Source organism: Pseudomonas sp. TH10 (assembly GCF_016651255.1).
In the GTDB taxonomy this organism is placed as follows: domain Bacteria; phylum Pseudomonadota; class Gammaproteobacteria; order Pseudomonadales; family Pseudomonadaceae; genus Aquipseudomonas.
This window is the reverse complement of sequence record NZ_JAEKEG010000102.1, coordinates 24,097-45,104: the sequence shown is the minus strand read 5'-3', so window position 1 is coordinate 45,104 and position 21,008 is coordinate 24,097. Positions and strand designations below refer to the sequence as shown.

The 21,008-nt window shown below is 60.0% G+C and carries 16 protein-coding genes and 3 pseudogenes; 12 read left to right on the top strand and 7 right to left on the bottom strand.

Annotated features, from left to right (window positions below):
* Positions 1–375: pseudogene (locus JFT80_RS15995) on the bottom strand (serine acetyltransferase); the annotation flags it as partial.
* 190 nt (positions 376–565) lie between these two features.
* Between JFT80_RS15995 and JFT80_RS15990 the strand changes: the two are divergent.
* The 12 genes and pseudogenes from JFT80_RS15990 to JFT80_RS15935 all read left to right on the top strand — a co-directional run bounded on the left by JFT80_RS15990 (position 566) and on the right by JFT80_RS15935 (position 12,715).
* Complete coding sequence (locus tag JFT80_RS15990; RefSeq protein ID WP_201148530.1) at positions 566–1,558, top strand: D-cysteine desulfhydrase; 993 nt, start codon at positions 566–568, stop codon at positions 1,556–1,558.
* Between the two features lie 249 nt (positions 1,559–1,807).
* Positions 1,808–2,605, top strand: a pseudogene (gene tcyJ, locus JFT80_RS15985) (cystine ABC transporter substrate-binding protein).
* The gene (tcyL, locus tag JFT80_RS15980) at positions 2,605–3,270 is read left to right on the top strand and encodes a cystine ABC transporter permease (RefSeq protein ID WP_201148529.1); all 666 of its coding nucleotides are present in this window, start codon (positions 2,605–2,607) and stop codon (positions 3,268–3,270) included. Before tcyJ ends, tcyL begins: the two are co-directional and overlap by 1 nt.
* Before the next feature lie 4 nt (positions 3,271–3,274).
* Positions 3,275–4,030 carry an L-cystine ABC transporter ATP-binding protein TcyN gene (gene tcyN, locus JFT80_RS15975; protein ID WP_201148528.1) on the top strand — a complete coding sequence of 252 codons (756 nt, stop codon included), beginning with the start codon at positions 3,275–3,277 and terminating at the stop codon, positions 4,028–4,030.
* Between the two features lie 317 nt (positions 4,031–4,347).
* Entirely contained in the window at positions 4,348–5,589 is a 1,242-nt protein-coding gene (locus JFT80_RS15970) for an SfnB family sulfur acquisition oxidoreductase (RefSeq protein ID WP_201148527.1), read from the top strand.
* Between the two features lie 25 nt (positions 5,590–5,614).
* The gene (locus JFT80_RS15965; RefSeq protein ID WP_201148526.1) at positions 5,615–6,808 is read left to right on the top strand and encodes an SfnB family sulfur acquisition oxidoreductase; all 1,194 of its coding nucleotides are present in this window, start codon (positions 5,615–5,617) and stop codon (positions 6,806–6,808) included.
* Complete coding sequence (locus JFT80_RS15960) at positions 6,808–8,166, top strand: LLM class flavin-dependent oxidoreductase (protein WP_201148525.1); 1,359 nt, start codon at positions 6,808–6,810, stop codon at positions 8,164–8,166. The genes JFT80_RS15965 and JFT80_RS15960 overlap by 1 nt, the downstream gene beginning before the upstream one ends.
* Positions 8,167–8,243: 77 nt before the next feature.
* Positions 8,244–9,053, top strand: a complete 810-nt coding sequence (locus tag JFT80_RS15955; RefSeq protein ID WP_122840767.1) for a MetQ/NlpA family ABC transporter substrate-binding protein — start codon at positions 8,244–8,246, stop codon at positions 9,051–9,053.
* A gap of 2 nt (positions 9,054–9,055) precedes the next feature.
* Positions 9,056–10,176, top strand: a pseudogene (locus JFT80_RS15950) (methionine ABC transporter ATP-binding protein).
* Positions 10,166–10,810 carry a methionine ABC transporter permease gene (locus tag JFT80_RS15945; RefSeq protein ID WP_045061295.1) on the top strand — a complete coding sequence of 215 codons (645 nt, stop codon included), beginning with the start codon at positions 10,166–10,168 and terminating at the stop codon, positions 10,808–10,810. Before JFT80_RS15950 ends, JFT80_RS15945 begins: the two are co-directional and overlap by 11 nt.
* 659 nt (positions 10,811–11,469) lie before the next feature.
* A complete protein-coding gene (locus JFT80_RS15940; RefSeq protein ID WP_201148524.1) occupies positions 11,470–11,820 on the top strand; it encodes a DUF6124 family protein in 351 nt (116 codons plus the stop codon).
* 265 nt (positions 11,821–12,085) lie between these two features.
* Positions 12,086–12,715 (top strand): bifunctional 2-polyprenyl-6-hydroxyphenol methylase/3-demethylubiquinol 3-O-methyltransferase UbiG, encoded by a 630-nt coding sequence (locus JFT80_RS15935; protein WP_201148523.1) that lies wholly within the window; start codon positions 12,086–12,088, stop codon positions 12,713–12,715.
* Positions 12,716–12,927: 212 nt separating this feature from the next.
* Here JFT80_RS15935 and JFT80_RS15930 read toward each other — a convergent pair whose 3' ends face one another.
* The 6 genes from JFT80_RS15930 to JFT80_RS15905 form a co-directional block, all read right to left on the bottom strand.
* Positions 12,928–15,981: an efflux RND transporter permease subunit gene (locus JFT80_RS15930; protein ID WP_201148522.1), complete on the bottom strand. Its 3,054-nt coding sequence runs from the start codon at positions 15,979–15,981 to the stop codon at positions 12,928–12,930.
* The gene (locus JFT80_RS15925) at positions 15,978–17,042 is read right to left on the bottom strand and encodes an efflux RND transporter periplasmic adaptor subunit (protein WP_201148521.1); all 1,065 of its coding nucleotides are present in this window, start codon (positions 17,040–17,042) and stop codon (positions 15,978–15,980) included. The genes JFT80_RS15930 and JFT80_RS15925 overlap by 4 nt, the downstream gene beginning before the upstream one ends.
* The gene (locus tag JFT80_RS15920; RefSeq protein WP_201148520.1) at positions 17,039–18,142 is read right to left on the bottom strand and encodes an efflux RND transporter periplasmic adaptor subunit; all 1,104 of its coding nucleotides are present in this window, start codon (positions 18,140–18,142) and stop codon (positions 17,039–17,041) included. Before JFT80_RS15920 ends, JFT80_RS15925 begins: the two co-directional genes overlap by 4 nt.
* A gap of 279 nt (positions 18,143–18,421) precedes the next feature.
* A complete protein-coding gene (locus JFT80_RS15915) occupies positions 18,422–19,204 on the bottom strand; it encodes a MetQ/NlpA family ABC transporter substrate-binding protein (protein WP_201148519.1) in 783 nt (260 codons plus the stop codon).
* A 160-nt stretch (positions 19,205–19,364) separates the two neighbouring features.
* The gene (locus JFT80_RS15910) at positions 19,365–20,306 is read right to left on the bottom strand and encodes a sigma 54-interacting transcriptional regulator (RefSeq protein ID WP_201148518.1); all 942 of its coding nucleotides are present in this window, start codon (positions 20,304–20,306) and stop codon (positions 19,365–19,367) included.
* Between the two features lie 55 nt (positions 20,307–20,361).
* Complete coding sequence (locus JFT80_RS15905) at positions 20,362–20,943, bottom strand: alpha/beta hydrolase (protein ID WP_201148517.1); 582 nt, start codon at positions 20,941–20,943, stop codon at positions 20,362–20,364.
* Positions 20,944–21,008 lie beyond the last annotated feature (65 nt).

Sequence of the window (21,008 nt, the reverse complement as noted above, 5' to 3'; positions counted from 1 at the left end):
CGGCAAGGCGAGTGCGAAATCCTGGATGATCTGAATCGTCCGCGCCTCGACCTCGGTATCGGCCTGCGCACTGTGGCGCGCGGCGTAACGCAGTTCGAGGCGTGCCTGGGCAAGCAACGCGTTGAGGGCGACATCCAGGGTGTGGCCGACGTAGAAGTCTTCGCTCTCCTCGCGCAGGTCCACAGGGCCCAGGCGCATCGGGAACAATGCTCCACACAGCGCTTCAAGAATTTCCGCCATGGCCGCCCGGGAAGGTAATTCCCGACCGCCCTGCTCTCCGCTGACACGGCCATTCTGGGTGCGCCACTGATCACGCGCTGTACGCAGTTGGCTGACGATGGTCTGCAACTGCCAATGGCTGGAACGCTCGCTCACGGTAAAAACTCCTCTCGGGCGGCCGGACTGTCTGGCCGCCTTGACGGCAATTACTTTACGGCAAGGTCTCAAAATCGAATTAAGAACCAATAGTGCTGTACTCAGTACTTTCAGCTATAAGCGATTCACGGTTGCCCACGGATTTGGGGCTGCCTATAGTCCTGACACCTTCCTCCGCCAGTACGGAACCATGATCAAACAACAGCTCGCCCGTTTTGACCGCCTCGACCTGCTCGGCCATCCCACGCCCCTGGAAAAACTCGAACGCCTCTCGACCTGGCTGGGCCGTGATGTCTACGTCAAGCGCGACGACCTGACGCCACTGGCGATGGGCGGCAATAAGCTGCGCAAGCTCGAGTACCTGGCAGCCGACGCATTGTCCCAGGGTGCCGATACCTTGATCACCGCCGGGGCGCTGCAATCCAATCACGTGCGGCAAACGGCAGCCCTGGCCGCCAAGCTGGGACTGGGCTGCGTCGCCCTGTTGGAAGATCCCCTGGGCACGGATGACCAAAATTACCTGGGCAATGGCAATCGCCTGCTACTGGACCTGTTCGACGCCAAGGTTGAACGGGTGGAAAACCTCGACAATGCCGACGGCCAACTGCAGGCCCTGGCAGATCGCCTGCGTAACAATGGCAAGAACCCATATGTAGTGCCGATTGGCGGTTCGAATGCCTTGGGTGCACTGGGCTACGTGCGCGCCGGCCTTGAGTTGGCCGAGCAGATCAAGGATACCGGCCTGACCTTTGCCGCCGTGGTCCTTGCCTCCGGGAGCGCCGGGACCCACAGCGGTCTGGCCTTGGCTTTGAGCGAAGTACTGCCGGATTTGCCAGTGATCGGGGTGACCGTATCGCGCAGCGATGAAGAGCAGCGCCCCAAGGTGCAGGGGCTGGCCGAGCGCACGGTAGAGCTGTTGGGTATGAGCCTGCCACCAGCCTTCAAAGTGCAACTGTGGGACGAGTATTTCGGCCCGCGTTATGGCGAGCCCAACGCCGGGACCTTGTCGGCCGTGAAACTGCTGGCGAGTCAGGAAGGCTTGTTGCTGGACCCGGTGTACACCGGCAAGGCCATGGCTGGCATGCTCGATGGGATTGGACGGCAGCGTTTTGATGAGGGACCGATCATTTTCCTGCACACGGGTGGGGCGCCGGCGTTGTTTGCTTACAAGGATTTCCTTTGACGGGTTGCAAGATCAAAGATCGCAGCCTTCGGCAGCTCCTGCAATGGTGTGCCGCTTATTCTTTTAACGAATAAAAGAAGCTATATTTATTATTTTATTATCTATCGCCGTCATCATATAGTCGCGCCGCAGGCGGAATTTGTGGCAAAACACATATGCTGCTTCAGGGCAGCATCATGCAGTCGCTTCAATCCCGAATTTGCCAACTTTCCTAAAGCGTCTTCCCATAAGAAACCACAGGGGCTTGTCATGAATTTTTCCGTACTACGTCGAAATCTGCTGGTAGGTTCGCTGGGCCTGGCGCTGAGCGCCGGCCTGATCGGCCAGGCCGTTGCCGGTGAGCAACTGCAAAAGATCAAGGACGCAGGCGTGATCAACGTCGGCCTGGAAGGCACCTACCCACCGTTCAGCTTCGTCGATGCCGACGGCAAACTGTCCGGCTTCGAAGTCGAGCTCTCCGAAGCGCTGGCGCAAAAACTCGGTGTCAAAGCCAAGATTCAGCCGACCAAGTGGGACGGCATCCTCGCGGCCCTGGAATCCAAGCGCCTGGACGCCGTGGTCAACCAGGTAACCATTTCCGAAGAGCGCAAGAAGAAGTACGACTTCTCCGAACCGTACACGGTTTCCGGGATTCAGGCGCTGGTTCTGACGCAAGAACAAGGACACCATCAAAACCGCCAATGACCTCGCTGGCAAGAAAGTCGGCGTGGGCCTGGGCACCAACTACGAACAGTGGGTAAAAGCCAACGTACCGGGCGCCGACGTGCGCACTTACGAAGATGATCCGACCAAGTTCCAGGACCTGCGCAGTGGGTCGTATCGACGCCATCCTGATCGACCGCCTTGCAGCGCTGGAATACGCCAAAAAGGCCAAGGACACCACCGCCGCCGGTGAACCGTTCTCCCGTCAGGAAGCCGGTATTGCCCTGCGTAAAGGCGAACCTGAACTGCTGGCGGCCGTGAACAAGGCGATCGACAAGCTGCGTGCCGACGGCACACTGACCAAGCTTTCGGAAGAAGTACTTCAACGCTGACGTCACTAAATAATGGAAGAGGCTTTCCAACTCGCGCTGGATTCCGCGCCTTTCCTGCTGAAGGGCGCGTACTACACGGTGATCTTGAGCCTGGGCGGCATGTTTTTCGGCTTGCTGCTGGGCTTCGGCCTGGCGTTGATGCGCCTGTCGCGCTTCAAATCAGTGAGCTGGCTGGCGCGTGTCTACGTGTCGTTCTTTCGCGGGACACCGTTACTGGTGCAGTTGTTCGTGATCTATTACGGCTTCCCGCAACTGGGAATCGAGCTTGATCCGCTGCCAGCTGCGCTGATCGGCTTCTCGCTGAACATGGCCGCTTACGACTGTGAAATCCTCCGCGCCGCGATCGGTTCGATCGAACGTGGTCAGTGGGAAGCCGCTGCGAGCATCGGCATGACCCGCGCGCAAACCCTGCGCCGGGCCATCCTGCCGCAGGCGATGCGCACGGCCTTGCCGCCGCTGGGCAACAGCTTCATTTCACTGGTCAAGGACACGGCACTGGCCGCCACCATTCAGGTGCCGGAACTGTTCCGCCAGGCACAGCTGATTACCGCCCGGACTTTCGAAGTCTTCACCATGTATCTTGCCGCCGCGCTGATCTACTGGATTCTGGCCACGGTGCTTTCGCACTTCCAGAACAAGTTGGAAGAGCGGGTCAATCGGCACGACCAGGAGTCCTGACGCAATGATTGTCGTGGAAAAACTGACCAAGCAATTCAAGAATCAAGTCGTGCTCAACGGCATCGATCTTGAGGTCAAGGAAGGCGAAGTGGTCGCGATCATCGGCCCCAGCGGTTCGGGGAAAACGACGTTCCTGCGTTGCCTGAATTTCCTTGAGCAACCCACCAGCGGCCGGATCAAGGTCGGCGATATCGAAATTGATACCAGCCGCCCGCTGAACCAGCAGCAGAGTCTGGTGCGCAATTTGCGCCAGCATGTGGGCTTTGTGTTCCAGAACTTCAACCTGTTCCCCCATCGCACCGCCCTGGAAAATGTCATCGAAGGGCCGATCGTGGTGAAAAAGATGCCCCAGGCCGAGGCTGTCGCCTTGGGTAAGAAGCTCTTGGCCAAGGTCGGCCTGGCCGGCAAGGAAGACGCCTATCCAAGGCGCCTCTCCGGTGGCCAGCAACAGCGCGTGGCGATTGCCCGGGCGCTGGCGATGGAGCCGGAAGTGATTTTGTTCGATGAACCGACTTCAGCGCTGGACCCGGAGCTGGTGGGTGAAGTGCTGGCGACCATCCGCGGTCTGGCCGAGGAGAAGCGCACCATGGTTATCGTGACTCATGAAATGGGTTTCGCCCGGGATGTCGCCAACCGTGTGGTGTTTTTCGACAAGGGCGTGATCGTGGAACAAGGTGAGGCGAAAGCATTGTTTGCCAATCCTCAAGAAGAACGGACTAAACAATTCCTTAGCAAGTTTCTGAACAACACCCACGCATAACCTCCCCGCAATACTTTTAACTTCCAAGGATGGAAGTCTCCCTTGCGTTACAAACTCAAAACCTGTGTGCGGCTCAAACCGGGACGTCTGCGTGGGAGTGAGAGTCAGCCATACCTTCTATGCATATTCCTAAAAGTTAGTTTATTTATTATTTATACACGCTTACGGTATATGCACCGGACCACCGGACATTCTTGATTTCGTTCGCCGCCATTTCGCGCGGCGTTTCCATGAAGATGTGAGGTAGGTATGGTCCGGAACACAATCACCCCAGTGCAGATCGCCAGGGCATTGCGTGCAGCCAAGGAGCGGCACTGATGTCCAGTCTGGCAGATGCAAACGTCCAGTCTGATCTGGACATCGCCCCGTTGTTGTTGCCCGCGCAGGTTTTGCGCAACGACGCACAAGCCATCAAGGCCGCCCATGAGCTGGCGCAAGTCGCGCGCCTGCAAGCAGCCAGGCGCGACCAGCAGCGCAAGCTGCCCTGGTCGGAAATCGAACAGTTCACCCGTAGCGGCCTGGGCAGTATTTCCATTCCCCGCGAATACGGCGGCCCGCAGGTTTCCTTCGTGACCCTGGCCGAGGTGTTCGCGATTATTTCCGCGGCCGACCCGGCATTGGGTCAAATCCCGCAGAACCAGTTCGGCATCCTTCATCTACTGCTCGGCAGCGCTACCGATGCGCAAAAAAAGCAGCTGTTCACCAGCGTGCTTCAAGGCTGGCGGATCGGTAATGCCGGTCCCGAGCGCGGCACCAAAAACACTCTGGAACTCAAGGCGCGAATCACCCCGAGCGGCGACGATTTCGTGATCAACGGGCAGAAATTCTACTCAACCGGCGCGCTGTTCGCCCATTGGGTAGCGGTCAAGGCGCTCAACGACGACGGCAAGCAAGTCCTGGCCTTCGTTCGTCGCGGCACGCCGGGTTTGCGCATCGTTGATGACTGGTCGGGTTTTGGCCAGCGCACTACCGCCAGCGGCACCATCCTGCTGAACAACGTGCAGGTTGAACCTGAACTGGTCGTGGATAACTGGAAGATCAATGACACGCCCAATATCCAGGGCGCCGTCTCGCAGTTGATTCAGGCAGCGATTGACGCCGGTATCGCCCGGGGCGCCATCGACGACGCCATCGAGTTCGTGAAAACCCGTGCCCGGCCATGGATCGATGCCCAGGTCGAACGAGCCAGCGACGACCTCTATGTGATCGCCGACATCGGCAAGCTGAAAATCGAACTGCACGCAGCCGAAGCGCTGTTGCGCAAAGCCGGCAAGGTCCTTGATCAGGTCAGCGCCACGCCGCTCACCGCCGAGTCTGCCGCCCGCGCCTCGATTGCCGTGGCCGAAGCCAAAGTGCTGACCACCGAAATCTCGCTGCTGGCCAGCGAAAAGCTTTTCGAACTGGCCGGCAGCCGCGCGACCCTCGCCGAATTCAATCTCGACCGCCACTGGCGCAACGCCCGCGTGCACACGCTGCACGATCCGGTGCGCTGGAAATATCACGCGGTCGGCGCCTATCGCCTTAACGGCACTTTGCCTGCGCGCCATTCCTGGATCTGAGACGACCAGACATCTGGAGAAACCTATGACTTTTTCCCATCACGTCGCGGTCATCACCAGCGATGAGCAAGCCCTGATTGTCGCCAGCGACCTGGCCGAAGATTTCAAACGCGACAGCGCCCTGCGCGACCGTGAACGCCGCCTGCCACTGCCGGAACTCGACGTGTTTTCCCGCTCGGGCCTGTGGGGCATCAGCGTGCCGAAAGAATATGGCGGCGCCGGCGTGTCCAACGTCACATTGGCCAAGGTCATCGCTCTGATCGCCCAGGCAGATGGCTCCCTGGGGCAAATTCCGCAAAACCATTTCTACGCCCTCGAAGTGCTGCGTGTAAACGGCAGTGAAGAGCAGAAAAAACGCCTGTACGCAGAAGTATTGGCCGGCCAGCGCTTCGGCAATGCGCTCGCCGAACTGGGCACCAAAACCGCCCACGACCGCGTCACTCGCCTCACCAGAGAGGGCGACGGCTATCGCATCAACGGTCGCAAGTTCTACGCCACCGGCGCAATCTATGCCCAGCGCATCCCCACCTCGGTGGTGGATGAGCATGGGGTGCAGCAACTGGCGTTCGTGCCGCGCAACAGCAAAGGCCTGACGGTGATCGACGACTGGAGCGGGTTCGGCCAGCGCACCACCGGCAGCGGCTCAGTAGTATTCGAAGATGTGTTCGTCGCGGCCGAGGACGTGATCCCGTTTCAAAGCGCTTTCGAGCGGCCAACGCCAGTCGGCCCCCTGGCGCAGATTCTCCACGCGGCCATCGACACCGGTATCGCCCGCGCCGCCTACGAAGATGCGCTGCACTTCGTGCGCACCAAGACCCGGCCATGGATTGACGCCACCCACGAAAAGGCCACTGAAGACCCGCTGACCATCAAAAGCTTCGGCCACTTGAGCATTCGCCTGCACGCAGCCGAAGCGCTGCTGGAACGCGCTGGCGAATACCTCGACAAGGCCCAGGCCGACACCCAGGCCGCAACCGTCGCGGCAGCCTCGATTGCCGTCGCCGAAGCCCGCGCCATCAGCACCGAAATCTCTCTCGCGGCGGGCAGCACACTGTTCGAATTGGCAGGCAGCCAGGCGACCCTGATCGAACATGGCCTGGATCGCCACTGGCGCAACGCCCGGGTACATACCCTGCACGACCCGGTCCGCTGGAAATACCACGCCGTGGGCAACTACTACCTCAACGATGAAAACCCGCCACTACGGGGGACCATCTGATGACCGTTGCCAAGAAGAAGATCCTGCTCAATGCATTCAACATGAACTGCATCGGGCACATCAATCACGGCCTGTGGACCCATCCACGGGACAACTCAACCGAATATAAAACCATTGAATACTGGACCGAACTGGCGCAGTTGCTGGAACGCGGACTGTTCGACGGCTTGTTCATTGCCGACATCGTCGGGGTGTATGACGTCTATCAGAACTCGGTCGACGTCACGCTGAAAGAGTCGATTCAGTTGCCGGTCAACGATCCGCTGTTGCTGGTTTCAGCCATGGCCGCCGTCACCAAAAACCTCGGTTTCGGCCTCACCGCCAACCTGACTTATGAGCCGCCGTATCTGTTCGCCCGGCGCATGTCGACGCTCGATCATCTGAGCCGTGGTCGCGTGGGCTGGAACATTGTCACCGGCTACCTCGACAGCGCCGCCAAAGCCATGGGCCTCAGCGAACAGGTCGAGCATGACCGCCGCTATGACCAGGCCGATGAGTACCTGGAGGTGCTCTACAAACTCTGGGAAGGCAGTTGGGAAAACGGCGCGGTGCTCAATGACCGTGAACAGCGCCTCTATGCCCAACCGGAAAAAGTGCACAAGGTCGAGCACAAGGGCGAGTTCTATCAGGTCGAGGGTTATCACCTTTGCGAGCCGTCACCGCAGCGCACGCCGGTGCTGTTCCAGGCTGGCAGCTCGGATCGCGGGCTGCTGTTTGCCGGGCGTCACGCCGAGTGCGTGTTCATCAGCGGCCACAACAAACCATCGACCAGGGCCCAGGTGGACAAGGTGCGCGCCAGTGCCGTCGAGGCCGGGCGCAAGCCCGAGGACATCAAGGTGTTCATGGGGTGGAACGTCATCGTCGGCGCCACTGAAGAAGCGGCGTGGGCCAAACACGCCGAGTACCTGAGCTACGCCAGTGCCGAGGCCGGCGTGGCGCATTTCTCGGCGTCCACCGGCATCGACTTTTCCCAGTACGAGATCGACGAACCGATCCAGTACGTGAAGAGCAACGCCATCCAGTCCGCCACCAGGAACCTGCAAAACAATGACTGGACCTGGCGCAAGTTGCTCGACCAGCACGCCCTCGGTGGCCGCTACATCACCGTGGTCGGTTCGCCAGAACAAGTGGCGGATGAGCTGGAATCGTGGATCGCTGAAACCGGTCTGGACGGTTTCAACCTGACCCGCATCGTCACCCCGGAAAGCTATGTGGATTTCATTGAACTGGTGATCCCGGAGTTGCAGCGGCGTGGGTCGTACAAGACTGCTTACGACAACGGCAGCCTGCGCGAGAAGTTGTTTCACGGCGCGGCGCATTTGCCAGCGCAACACATCGGCGCCGAGTTCCGCCGCTAAGAGCATCGCGGGCAAGCCTTGCTCGCGATGACATTCGCACAAACGCCCAAATTCATGCCCTGACTGGAAAAACCATCATGACCAAAAAGCTCATCTCTCACCCAGTCAAAGTACTGGCCCTGGCCCTCGGCCTCTTCAGCTCGGTGACCTTCGCCGCTGACGCCCCACTGAAGATCGGTACCACCGCCGCCTTTGCCATTCCCCTGGAAGCCGCTGTCGAAGAGGCCAACAAGCAGGGCCTGAAAGTCGAACTCGTCGAATTCAGCGACTGGATCGCCCCCAACGTCAGCCTCGCCGCCGGCGACATCGACGTGAACTACTTCCAGCACATCCCTTTCCTGGAAAACGCCAAGGCCGCCGCAGGGTTTGACCTGGTGCCGTTCGCGCCAGGAATCATCAATAACGTCGGTCTCTACTCGAAAAAATACAAAAGCTTCGATGAGCTGCCAGAAGGCGCCACCGTCGCGATCGCCAACGACCCGATCAACAGCGGCCGCGGCCTGCAGCTGTTGGCCAAGGCCGGCCTGATCACCCTCAAGCAGGGTGTCGGCTACAAGGCCACCGAAGAAGACATCGTCGCCAACCCGAAGAAGATCAAGATTCTCCAGGTCGAAGCGGTGCAACTGGTACGCGCATACGATGACGCCGACCTGGTACAGGGCTACCCGGCCTACATCCGCCTGTCCAAGACTTTTGATGCTGGCTCTGCCCTGCTGTTCGACGGCCTTGATCACAAGGAATACGTGATCCAGTTCGTGATCCAGCCCAAGAGCAAAACCGACCCGCGCCTGATCAAGTTCGTCGACATCTACCAGCATTCGCCAGCCGTTCGCGCCGCCCTGGACCAGGCCCACGGCAAGCTCTATCAAGCTGGCTGGGAAAGCTGAGAATGAGCGCTGCCACCCAGCTGCGACTGGATATTCCAGAGCAACGTAATGCGCAACAAACCCAACTGCACCCGGAACTGAACCGCGCCCACGTGCGCTTCGTTGGCCTGGGCAAAACCTACAATGGCCAGCAGGGTCCGGTGGCGGCCCTGCACGGCATCGACCTGGCGATCCAGCGCGGCGAAGTATTCGGCATCATCGGCCGCAGCGGCGCCGGCAAATCGTCGCTGATCCGCACCATCAACCGCCTCGAACAACCGAGTAGCGGGCGGGTGCTGATTGATCAGGTCGACATCGGCGAGTTCGATGAAGACCGCCTGGTGGCGCTGCGGCGACGCATCGGCATGATCTTCCAGCATTTCAACCTGATGTCCGCCAAGACGGTGTGGCAGAACGTCGAGTTGCCGCTGAAAGTGGCGGGTGTACCGAAGGAAAAACGCGAGCGCAAAGTGCGCGAACTGCTGGAGCTGGTCGGCCTGGAAGGCAAGCACAAGGCCTACCCGGCACAGTTGTCCGGGGGCAGAAACAGCGAGTCGGCATCGCCCGGGCACTGGTGCACGACCCGCAGATTCTGCTGTGCGACGAAGCCACCTCGGCACTGGACCCGGAGACCACCCAATCGATCCTCGGCCTGCTGCGCGAGATCAATCAGCGCCTGGGCCTGACCATCGTGCTGATCACCCACGAGATGGCGGTGATCCGCGACATCTGCGACCGCGTCGTGGTGTTGGAGCATGGACACATCGTCGAGCAGGGCCCGGTCTGGGAAGTGTTTGGCAACCCGCAGCACGAAGTCAGCAAGACCCTGCTTGCGCCGCTGCAACACACCTTGCCGCAGGAACTGCAAAGCCGTTTGCAGCCGCAACCACCATCGCCGGATGCAGCGGTGGTGCTGCGTCTGCAGTTCACCGGCAGCGCCACCGACGAGCCCGACCTGGCTGCGCTGTTCAGCGCACTCGGCGGTCGCGTGCGCCTGCTGCAAGGTGGTGTGGAACGGATTCAGGGACATGCCCTGGGGCAACTGCTGCTGGCGGTGTCAGGCTCGTCTCTGGGCGCTCAGCAACTGCGCCAACGCGCCGGGCAATGGGCGCAACAGGTAGAGGTGCTTGGCTATGTGGTTTGATCGCTTGCTGCAAGGCTTTATCGACACCTTCCTGATGGTGGGTGTCTCGTCATTGATCGCGCTGCTGGCGGGCATTCCGCTGGCGGTCATTCTGGTCACCAGCGCCAAGGGCGGCATCTACGAAGCGCCGGCGCTCAACCGTGCATTGGGCGCGTTCGTGAACCTGTTTCGCTCGATCCCGTTCCTGATTCTGATGGTGGCCCTGATTCCATTCACCCGGCTGATCGTCGGCACCACCTACGGTGTCTGGGCGGCCGTAGTGCCCCTGACGATTGCCGCCACGCCATTCTTTGCGCGCATTGCCGAGGTCAGCCTGCGCGAGGTGGATCATGGGCTGATCGAAGCGGCGCAAGCGATGGGCTGCCGGCGCTGGCACATTGTCTGGCACGTGCTGTTGCCTGAAGCGCTGCCGGGGATTGTCGGCGGGTTCACCATCACCCTGGTCACCATGATCAACTCATCGGCGATGGCCGGCGCGATTGGTGCCGGTGGGCTGGGTGACATCGCGTATCGGTACGGCTATCAGCGGTTTGACAGCCAGATCATGTTGACGGTGATCGTGCTGCTGGTGGTCTTGGTGGCGATTATCCAGCTGGGCGGGGATCGCCTGGCGCGGGGGTTGAACAAGCGCTGAATCAAAATCAAAAGATCGTCCGAACGCGGCCCGAGCCTGCGGCAGCTCCTACAGGGATAGATGTTCACCGAGGATGTGCGGATCACCACGCTCCTGTAGGAGCTGCCGAAGGCTGCGATCCTGGAGATCGGAAAAACGCTGCAAACCGGGAATTCGCGGGGCTTGAACAAGTGCTGAATCAAGATCAAAAGATCGCAGCCTGCGGCAGCTCCTACAGGGATAGATGTTCACCTAGGATGTTGTGGATGACCACGTCCCCGGTAGGAGCTGCCGAAGGCTGCGATCTTGGCGATCGGAAAAACGCTACAAACCGGGAAGTTTTCTGACAGAAAAATCAGCGTTCCTACACGCATGTTCCCTTCCCTTTGCAGGAAATTTCCTAGATTATTTCGCCCGCTTGCGCCTACTGATTTCCGTGTCTAATCTCGGCCCGTCACTGCTCATCAGTGACCGGGTTTAGTAGCCCGAACAATAGGTGCATAGCGTCCCATGCTCATGCCGGCATTTTTTGCCGGGTATTGAATATGGCGGCTGTGCGTGGGGCACCTCCGGGTGCGCCGGGTTTCCTATTGACCGGTCTACTAACCTGCGCACAGCTGCCACCCTCGTTTTAGTAGGCGAGAAGTGTCGGCTCCCACGTGTCAATAGGAGCAACACGGATGAAAAAGCCTGTCCCCGATCCACCCTCCAATGCAACCAGGAACGATGACCTCCAAAGAGACCGCTCCGCACTCTACCGTGCCATCGATTTCTACCTGGCCGGCGAACAACCGTCGGCTCCCGATGAGCTCAGGTTCTACAACGTCAGCAACGATGTAAGCTTTGAAGACACCCAGCTCTACATCGCCGATTTGTTACGGTGCGCATCGGTCACGGCCTATCAGTGTGGCGACCACCTCAAGGGTGCCGACCGAGCCATGGTGTATTCGATTTGGCATTTGCTGGAGATCGCCAAGGCGATGGTTGACCGGTCGATTGATTGTCTGGGGATGAATCAGGTGAAGGACTGACTTGACGGGTTTTGCTGGAGGCCGCCTTCGCGAGCAAGCTCGCTCCCACAAGGTTGTGCGGCGCACACAGAATCACTGTAGGAGCGAGCTTGCTCGCGATGGACGTCAACGATTACGCGGGCTTACAGAATGCACGCGTCGTTCTTGAATTTTTCGCGAGCACGCTCGCTCCTACAGGGAATGCGGCTTGCTCGCGAATGGCTGCGCGGCAGCCACCAGCCTGATGGCGTATATTTGGCGCATCCCCATTGCCGCGCAGCCCACCATGAAGCAGACCCCCGACGACCTGGAAAAAATCACCGCCACCACCCTGGGCCATTACAACTCGGTGGCCGAGGGGTTTCGCGAAGGCACTCGCGATCATGATGTCAGCCAGAACATCGACGCTCTGCTGCGGCATATCCAGGGTAGCGCGCCTTTCGACATTCTCGATTTCGGCTGTGGCCCGGGGCGCGATCTGCAGACGTTTTCCCGCATGGGCCACACGGCTGTGGGCCTGGACGGCTCGGAGCAGTTCGCGCAGATGGCCCGTGCAGACAGTGGCTGTGAGGTCTGGCAGCAGGACTTTCTGAAGCTGGATTTGCCCGATGAACGCTTTGACGGGATTTTTGCCAATGCCGTGCTGTTTCACATCCCGCGCCAGGAGCTGCCGAGGGTGCTGAAGGAGTTGCGCGGGGCGTTGAAGCCAGGTGGTGTGTTGTTCAGCTCAAATCCTCGCGGGCAGAACGAGGAAGGTTGGAACGGGCCGCGGTATGGGGCCTATCACGACTGGCAGGCGTGGCAGCAATTGCTGGCCGAGGCGGGGTTTGTGGAGTTGGAGCATTACTATCGCCCGGCAGGGCTGCCGCAGGAGCAGCAGCCGTGGTTGGCGAGTGTGTGGCGTAAGCCCGGGTAATCTGGCAGGACGCCATCGCGGGCAAGCCCGCTCCCACAGTGATTCAGGTCGGACCACAAATTGTGATCCTCCCTGATACCTGTGCATTAAGGCAGGACCACAAATTGTGATCCTCCCTGGTACCTGTGCATTAAGGCAGGACCACAAATTGTGTGATCCTCCCTGATACCTGTGGGAGCGGGCTTGCCCGCGATGAGCGCAGAGCGCTCGCTTTACTGCGCTTCCGGTTTCGGCTCGCGAATCTTGTACCAGGCCACATACAGTGCCGGCAAAAACAGCAGCGTCAGCAAGGTCGCAATGATGATCCCGCCAATCATCGCGTAGGCCATGGGCCCCCAGAATACTTCCCGGGCAATCGGGATCATCCCCAGGCTCGCTGCCGCTGCCGTGAGCAGAATCGGCCGGCGCCGATGCTCCGTGGCTTGCACTACCGAGTCCCACGGCGAGTAGCCGTCTTTCTCAAAAGCCTCGATCTGCGTCACCAGGATCACCGAGTTACGGATGATGATACCGATCAGCGCAAGAATCCCCAGGATCGCCACGAAACCCATGGGCGTGCCGGTGGGGATCAGCGCCAGTACCACGCCGATCAATCCGAGCGGCGCGACGCTGGCCACCAGGAACAGCTTCTGCACGCTGTGCAACTGGATCATCAGGAACGTCGCCATCAGGAACAGCATCAGCGGCACGACCTTGGCGATCGGGCCCTGGGCCTTGCCGCTTTCCTCGACCGTACCACCGGTGGCGACCTTGTAGCCGACCGGCAATGTCGAGGCGAACTGCTCGATGGCCGGCTTGAGTTGCTTGACCAGGTCGGTGGGCTGAATCTCGTCCCGCACCGCCGCCTTGATGGTGATGGTCGGCTTGCGATCGCGACGCCACACCAGCGGCTGCTCAAGTTCATAGCGCACGGTGGCGAACGACAGCAGCGGAATCGACGTACCACTGGACGTCACGATCTGCAGGTTCTGCAGGGTCTCCGGCGTGCCGCGTTCGGCGTCCACTGCGCGTCCCACCACGTTGATCAGATAGATATCGTCATCTACCTGGGTCACGGGGGCGCCCACTACGATGCTGTTCATCAGGTTGGCCACGTCTTCCGAGGACAGCCCCAGCTGCCGTGCCTTGTCCTGGGCGATGTCGATGCGCAGGACTTTACCCGGCTCGTTCCAGTCGTAAATGATCTCGCCAATGTGCGAATTCTTGTCCAGCTCGGTGGCCAGCGCGATCGCATGCTTGCGCACTTGATCGATGTCCTTGCCGCTGACCCGGTACTGGATCGGTCGCCCGACCGGCGGGCCCATTTCCAGGGCCTGGACGTAGCTGCCAATGCCGACGAAATCCTTGCGCAGGCGTTCACGCAAGCGCTGGCTCAGGGCCTCGCGCGACTCCAGGCCCTTGCTGACGATGACCAGTTGCGCGTAGTACGGGTTCTGCAATTGCTGGTCGAGGGGCAGGTAGAAACGGATCGCACCTTCGCCGATATAGGTGCTCCAGCGCACGATGTCCGGATCGCCTTTGAGGGTTTCTTCCAGCTTATCCACGGCTTTACGGGTTTCGTTGATCGAGGCGTTTTGCGGCAGATTCAGGTCGACCAGAATTTCCGGCCGATCGGATGACGGAAAGAACTGGTTCTGCACAAAGCGCATGCAGAACACCGCCAGCACGAAGCACAGAATCGTGATGCCGATCGCCCACCAACGGTTGCGCATCGACCACAACAAACCATGGTTGAAGGCCCGCCCAATGCGCCCAGGCTCGGCTTTGTGCGGTTTCACATTGGTGCTGAGGATGTGCACGCCGATCACCGGCGCGAACAGCACAGCCACCACCCATGACACCAGCATCGCCACCGCGATCACCGCGAACAGCGTGAAGGTGTACTCACCCGCCGAGCTGGCGTTGAGGCCGATCGGGACGAAGCCGGCTACGGTTACCAGCGTACCGGTGAGCATCAGGAAGGCCGTGGAGGTATAGGCGAAGGTCGCCGCCTGCTCCTTGGTTTCGCCCATCTCCAGGCGCGTGACCATCATCTCCACCGTGATCATGGCGTCGTCCACCAGCAGGCCAAGGGCGATGATCAAGGCGCCCAGGGAGATCCGCTGCATGGTGATACCGCTGTACTCCATGAAGACGAAGACCATCGCCAGCACCAGCGGAATCGAACACGCCACCACCAGCCCGGCACGCACGCCGAGGCTGATGAAGCTGACGATCAGCACGATGACCACCGCCTCGAACAATGCGCTGGTGAAGCCGCCGACGGCTTTTTCCACCACTTCGGCCTGGTCGGAGACGCTGTGAACGCCCACGCCGACCGGCAGGTCAGCGGTCAGTTCTTCCATGCGTTGATGCAGGGCCTTGCCAAACTCCTGGATGTTGCCACCCTTCTTCATGGCGATGGCCAGGCCGATGGCGGTCTGGCCATTAAAACGGAATTCGGGCGTCGCCGGGTCGACGTAGCCGCGGCTTATGTCCGCGATGTCAGCCAGGCGATAGAAACGATCATTGAGCTTGAGATTGACGTCCGCCAGGTCTTTTTCCGAAGCGAACTGGCCGGACGTGCGCACCGAAATCCGCTCAGGGCCTGCCTCGATCACACCGGCAGGCGTCACCGCGTTCTGTGATTGCAGGCTCTGCACCACCTGGCGCTGATCGATGCCCAGGGCCGCGAGTTTGCGCGTGGAGAAGTTCAGGTAAATCACTTCGTCCTGCTCGCCCACCATTTCGACCTTGCCCAACCCCGGCACGTCGCGGATCTGCGCGCGGACCTGCTCGACGTAATCGCGCAGCTGGCGCAGCGACAAACCATCAGAGGTGAAGGCGTACACCGAGCCGAACACATCACCGAACTCGTCGTTGAATCCCGGCCCTTGAATACCCTGCGGAAAATCACCGCGAATGTCGTCGATCTTCTTGCGCACCTGGTACCAGATTTCCGGAATGTCCTTGGCACTGGTGGTGTCGCGCAGGTACACGTACACCGTCGATTCGCCGGGGCGCGTATAGCTTTTCACGTAGTCGAGGGAGTCGAGCTCTTCGAGTTTTTTCTCGATGCGGTCGGTGACTTGCTTGAGGGTTTCTTCTTGCGTCGCGCCCGGCCATTTGGTCTGGATAACCATGGTCTTGATGGTGAACGAAGGGTCTTCTTCACGCCCCAGATTGAAGTATGAGAACACCCCCATGAGCAATCCGACGAACATCAGATACCAGACGAAAGACTGATGCTTGAGGGCCCATTCGGAGAGGTTGAAAGAGCCTTTCATTGACTGTCCTCGTCAAGTTTCACGGATTGTCCGGGTTTTAGACTGTTGACGCCGGCGCTGACCACTCGCTCGCCGTTCTTCACGCCGCCGGCAAGCACCACGCTGCTGTTGGTACGGCTGATGACCGTGACGTCGCGAGGGCTGACGGTCTTGTTTTGCGTGTCGATCACCCAGATACGCGATTTGCCGTCGACCTCTTGCAGCGCCGTTGCGGGCAATTCGATACGCGGTTTGATCGCCGAGCTGAGCGTCACGCTGATGGCCGTGCCCAGGCGAAAGCCAGGGGGTGAATCGGCCAGGGTCAGGCGCGCGCGCCGGGTGCGGGTTGCGCTCTGCGCCTGAGGTTCGATTTCGCGAACGATGGCCGTGCTGGTGATACTCGGGTCCAGCTGCGAGGCCACCTGGAACACCACGTCCGGTGGCAACTGGTCGACCAGGGTGTCCGGCAGGTCAATCACTGCCTCCTTGATATCCGGTTGGGCCAGTGTGACGACTTGCTGACCTGCGGTGACGACCTGGCCTGCTTCGGCATTCCACGCGGTGACGATGGCCCTGTGATCGGTCCGCAGCTCGACGTAGCCGAGCTGGTCCTTGGCCTGATTGACGGCGGCCTTGGCTTGATCAAGGGACGCCTGGGTGGTTTTCAGGTCGGTCTGGGCAATGTCCAGCTGAGCCTGCGCGCCGACGCCGCGATTGAACAGCTCCTGCTGGCGCCGGGCATTGGCCTGGGCGTTGATGAGCTGGGCCTGGATCTTCGCCAGATCACCCTGGGCAGCGCGCAACTGGTTCTGCTGATCCGTGGGGTCGAGCGTGGCGAGCAAAGCGCCTTTCTCGACTTCGGCGCCGACATCCACATTACGGCTGGCGATGCGCCCGGGCACACGAAACCCGACGTTACTCTCGTAGCGCGCCTGGATACTGCCGGCGAAGCGACCGAGGGTTTCCTCGTTGAGCGCCTGGACCTTGATCGACAGCACCGGGCGCACCGGCTCCGGCGGTGGCTCTTTCTTCGAGCAGGCTGCCAACATGACCCCGGCCATTACCAGCAACAGGCGCTTCATGGCTGGTTCCCCACTTCCAGATCCTTGTAGGTGTTCTCGGCGATTTCCACTTTTACCCCAGGGTGCAACAATTGCCCGCCGGCGATGATGACTTTGTCGCCCGCATTCAAGCCGTCGCTGATGATGACTTTACCGGTCAGGTATCGGCCGACAGTGACCGTGTGCAGTTGCGCCTTGCCCTCCCCGTCCACTCGCCACACTGCAGGCTCGCTGATGTTTTTGGTCAGCGCCGACCACGGCAGCACCACGGCAGACTTGCCCGGGGTCTTGGCCGTGGCACTCACCACAGAACCCAATTGCATGCCATCAGGCAAATCATGAAGCGTGACCTTGACCTGTACGGTGCCGGTTTGTGCAGAGACCGCAGGCGTGACTTCGCGAACGGTGCCGGTGGTCTTGATTGCCGGGTTGTCCAGCAGGCTGACGACCACCGTCTTGTCTTCCGGGGCTTCGGTCAGCAGCGATTCATAGACGTTGAACACCGCATCGCGCTCGCCATCCCGGGCCAGGCTGAAAATCGGCACCGTGGCCTGCACCACCTGGCCGACTTCAGCCTGGCGCGCAGTAATCACGCCGGGTGCGTCAGCGATCAACGAGGTGTAGCTCAGTTGTTCACGCGCATTGGCCAACTGAGCCTGGGCGGCCGTCAATGCGCTTTGGCTACTGCGCAACGCCGCTTGTGCGGAATCGTATTCGCTCTGGCTGGTATACCCCTTGGGCAACAGTTTTTGCTGGCGCACGAACGCCGCAGCAGTCTGCTTGACCCGCGCCTGTTCAGCGACCACTTGGGCCTGAGCCGAGTCGACGTTTGTCTGCAAATCCTTGGGATCGAGTTTGGCCAGCACTTGTTTGGCGGTCACGCGGTCACCGACATCGACCATGCGCTGGATGATCTTGCCGCCGACGCGGAACGACAATTCAGTCTCCACGCGCGCCTGCACATCGCCGGTGAGGGTCACGGCAGCCGCGTATTCCGCGGGCTTGACCTCTTGCACGAAGACGCGCGGCAGGTATTCCTGCGGGGCTTTTTTCTCCCCACACGCGGCGAGCAAAGTGAACAGGCTCAGCATGACCGCTGTTTTCAATCCGGGACTCGCCATGCAGACTCCTTCCTGTGTACGAACGTGCAAGTGACGATACGACTGTGAGCTTAGAACAGGGTTCCAAGGGTGCCTCTGATGGGCGTCAAATAAACCGATTATGCTACTGCCGCGCCGGGCTGTTGAACCGCATCAGCACCGGGTTGAAGGCCCGATGTCCATTCCCGCACTCAAATCCAATGGCTGACACCTGTCAGAGATGCTTTTCGGGGGCATAAAAAAACGCCGACGCTCTATCAGCCGTCGGCGTTTGCAACCGTAATGCGGTTAGCGGACAAATCAGAACGCAGGCAGTACCGCGCCGCTGTATTTCTTCGCAATGAACGCTTTCACTTCAGGACTGGTCAACGCCTTGGCCAGCTTCTGAATGGCAACGCTGTCCTTATTGTCCGGACGGGCCACCAGGAAGTTCACGTAAGGCGAGTCGGCACCTTCGATGACCAGGGCGTCTTTAGCCGGGTTCAGGCCGGCTTCCAGCGCGTAGTTGGTGTTGATCATGTCCAGATCGACCTGATCCAGAACCCGCGGCAGCATGGCCGATTCGAGTTCCTTGAACTTGAAGTTATGCGGGTTCTTGGCAATGTCCTTCGGGGTGGCCAGAGCGTTTTTCGGGTCTTTCAACTCGATCAGGCCAGCCTTCTGCAGCAGGATCAGGGCACGGCCGCTGTTGCTGCCTTCGTTCGGGATAGCGATGGTCGCGCCGTCTTTCAGTTCAGCCAGGCTTTTGACCTTCTTGGAGTAGCCACCGAACGGTTCGACGTGCACGCCGATCACGGTCACCAGGTTAGTGCCTTTGCCTTCGTTGAAGCTGTTCAGGTACGGCAGGGTCTGGAAGTAGTTGGCGTCCAGACGCTTCTGATCGACTTGTACGTTCGGCTGAACGTAGTCGGTGAAGACTTTGATTTCCAGATCCACGCCTTCTTTGGCGAGGGTCGGTTTGATCAGCTCAAGGATTTCAGCGTGCGGAACCGGGGTCGCGGCAACCACCAGTTTCTCGCCAGCGTTGGCCAGGGAAGCAGTCAGAGCAGCCGCCAATGCGGTAAACAACAGAACCTTTTTCATGCAGTGTCCTTATCGAAAATCACGGTCGTCATCGACGACGGCATTAATACGTGTGCCAGTGAAGTGATATCGCTGGCGTGGGTCGGACAATACCGGGATTTTTTATTCCAGGACAATAACGTTTATTCACGTTGATATTCCATTTTGTTCATACAGGAAATCACGCACTTTTCTGTAGGAGCCCGCTTTGCTGGAGCAATAGCTTCAAGGCAGCCTTCTCGTTATCGGAACCCTTTGCGAGAACATGCCTGAGCTGCCGTTCAATTTGCTCAAGCGCACTCGGCACCGTCGGCAAATTCAAATGCTCCGGCAGAATCTCGTCGCCCGTACTGACCAGCAACGCAAAATGAATAACGTTCTCCAGCTCCCGGGTATTGCCCGGCCAACTGTGCTGCTCCAGCACTTGCTGCGCCGCCTCGCTGATCAACGGCACCGGCAAGTCCAGGCGCTGGCTATAGATGCCGAGGAAGTATTCGGACAATGACAGAATATCGCCCACTCGATCACGTAACGCCGGTAGCTCCAGCTGGCCTTCGCTGAGGTAGTGATACAAACGTTCGTGGAATTTCCCGGCAGCTACGGCTTGCGCCAGGTCAATGCTGGTGGCGGCCACCAATCGCACGTCCACCGGGCTTGGCTGATGAGCGCCCACGCGGGTGACCTCATGATTTTCCAGGGCCGCCAGCAATTTGATCTGAATAGGCAGCGGCAGGTCGCCGATCTCATCCAGGTACAAGGTGCCGCCGTTCGCCGACCCAAACCAGCCCGCGCGGCTGCTCGCTGCCCCGGTGTAGCTGCCGGCGGCGTAACCGAACAATTCGGCATCCGCATAGGTCGGGCTGATTGCACCGCAATTGACCGACACGAAAAGCCCGCTGCGATCGCTGGCGCGATGGATGTGCCGCGCCAGCAGCTCCTTGCCGCTACCGGTCTCGCCACGAATCAGCACGCAAATCGCACGCGGCGCCAATTGCTCGAGCTCTTGGCGCAACTGCCGTGAACGCGGGTCGACAAACACCAGCGCCTTGGCGCGAATGCTCAGAGGGCTTTTTTCCGCATCGGGGAAGGTCAGCAACGGCTGACCGAAAGTTTCAAAACTCATGGCAGACTCCCGCCCAAAACCGCCGGGAGACGGGGGCGATCAAAGAAAAAACAAATCAGGCGCGGCGGCGGGCGTGGTGTTCCATACGGTTTTGCAGGCGATAGAGATAGGCAAAACCCTGCTCCCAACGCTGATGCCCGGACTTCACGTTGATGTGTCCGGCACCGGCGAGGATCCCCGCCTCGGCGCCCCAGTTACGCGCCAGCTCCAAGGCTCGCGGCGCACTGACGGCGGCGTCGTTGTCGGAGCTGACCACCTGACTCGGAAACGGCAGCAGGTCGGTCGGAATCGGTGCGAAGTTGCGCAAGGCGGGCACGCACGCCGGACGCTCGACATCTGCGGGTGCGACCAGCAAGGCGCCGCGTACCTGACGCAGGTACTGCAAGGGCGCAGTGGCCGCCCAGTGGGCAACGGTAATGCAGCCCAAGCTGTGCGCGATGAGGATGACCGGCGTGCTGTCGGCGGCAATTGCCTCGGCCAGCGCGGCGACCCAATCCTCACGGCGCGGCGTCAGCCAATCGGCCTGCTCGACCCGCGCGCTGTTCGGCAGGCTGTTCTGCCAGTGGCTTTGCCAATGATCTTCTAGCGATCCTTGCCAGCCCGGCACAATCAGGTAGCGAATTGATTCGTTGCGCATGGGGGAGCTCTCCTGCGTGTCTGTTCCTGAACAAGTATAGGGAGAGGATTTATATTCGTTAAGGA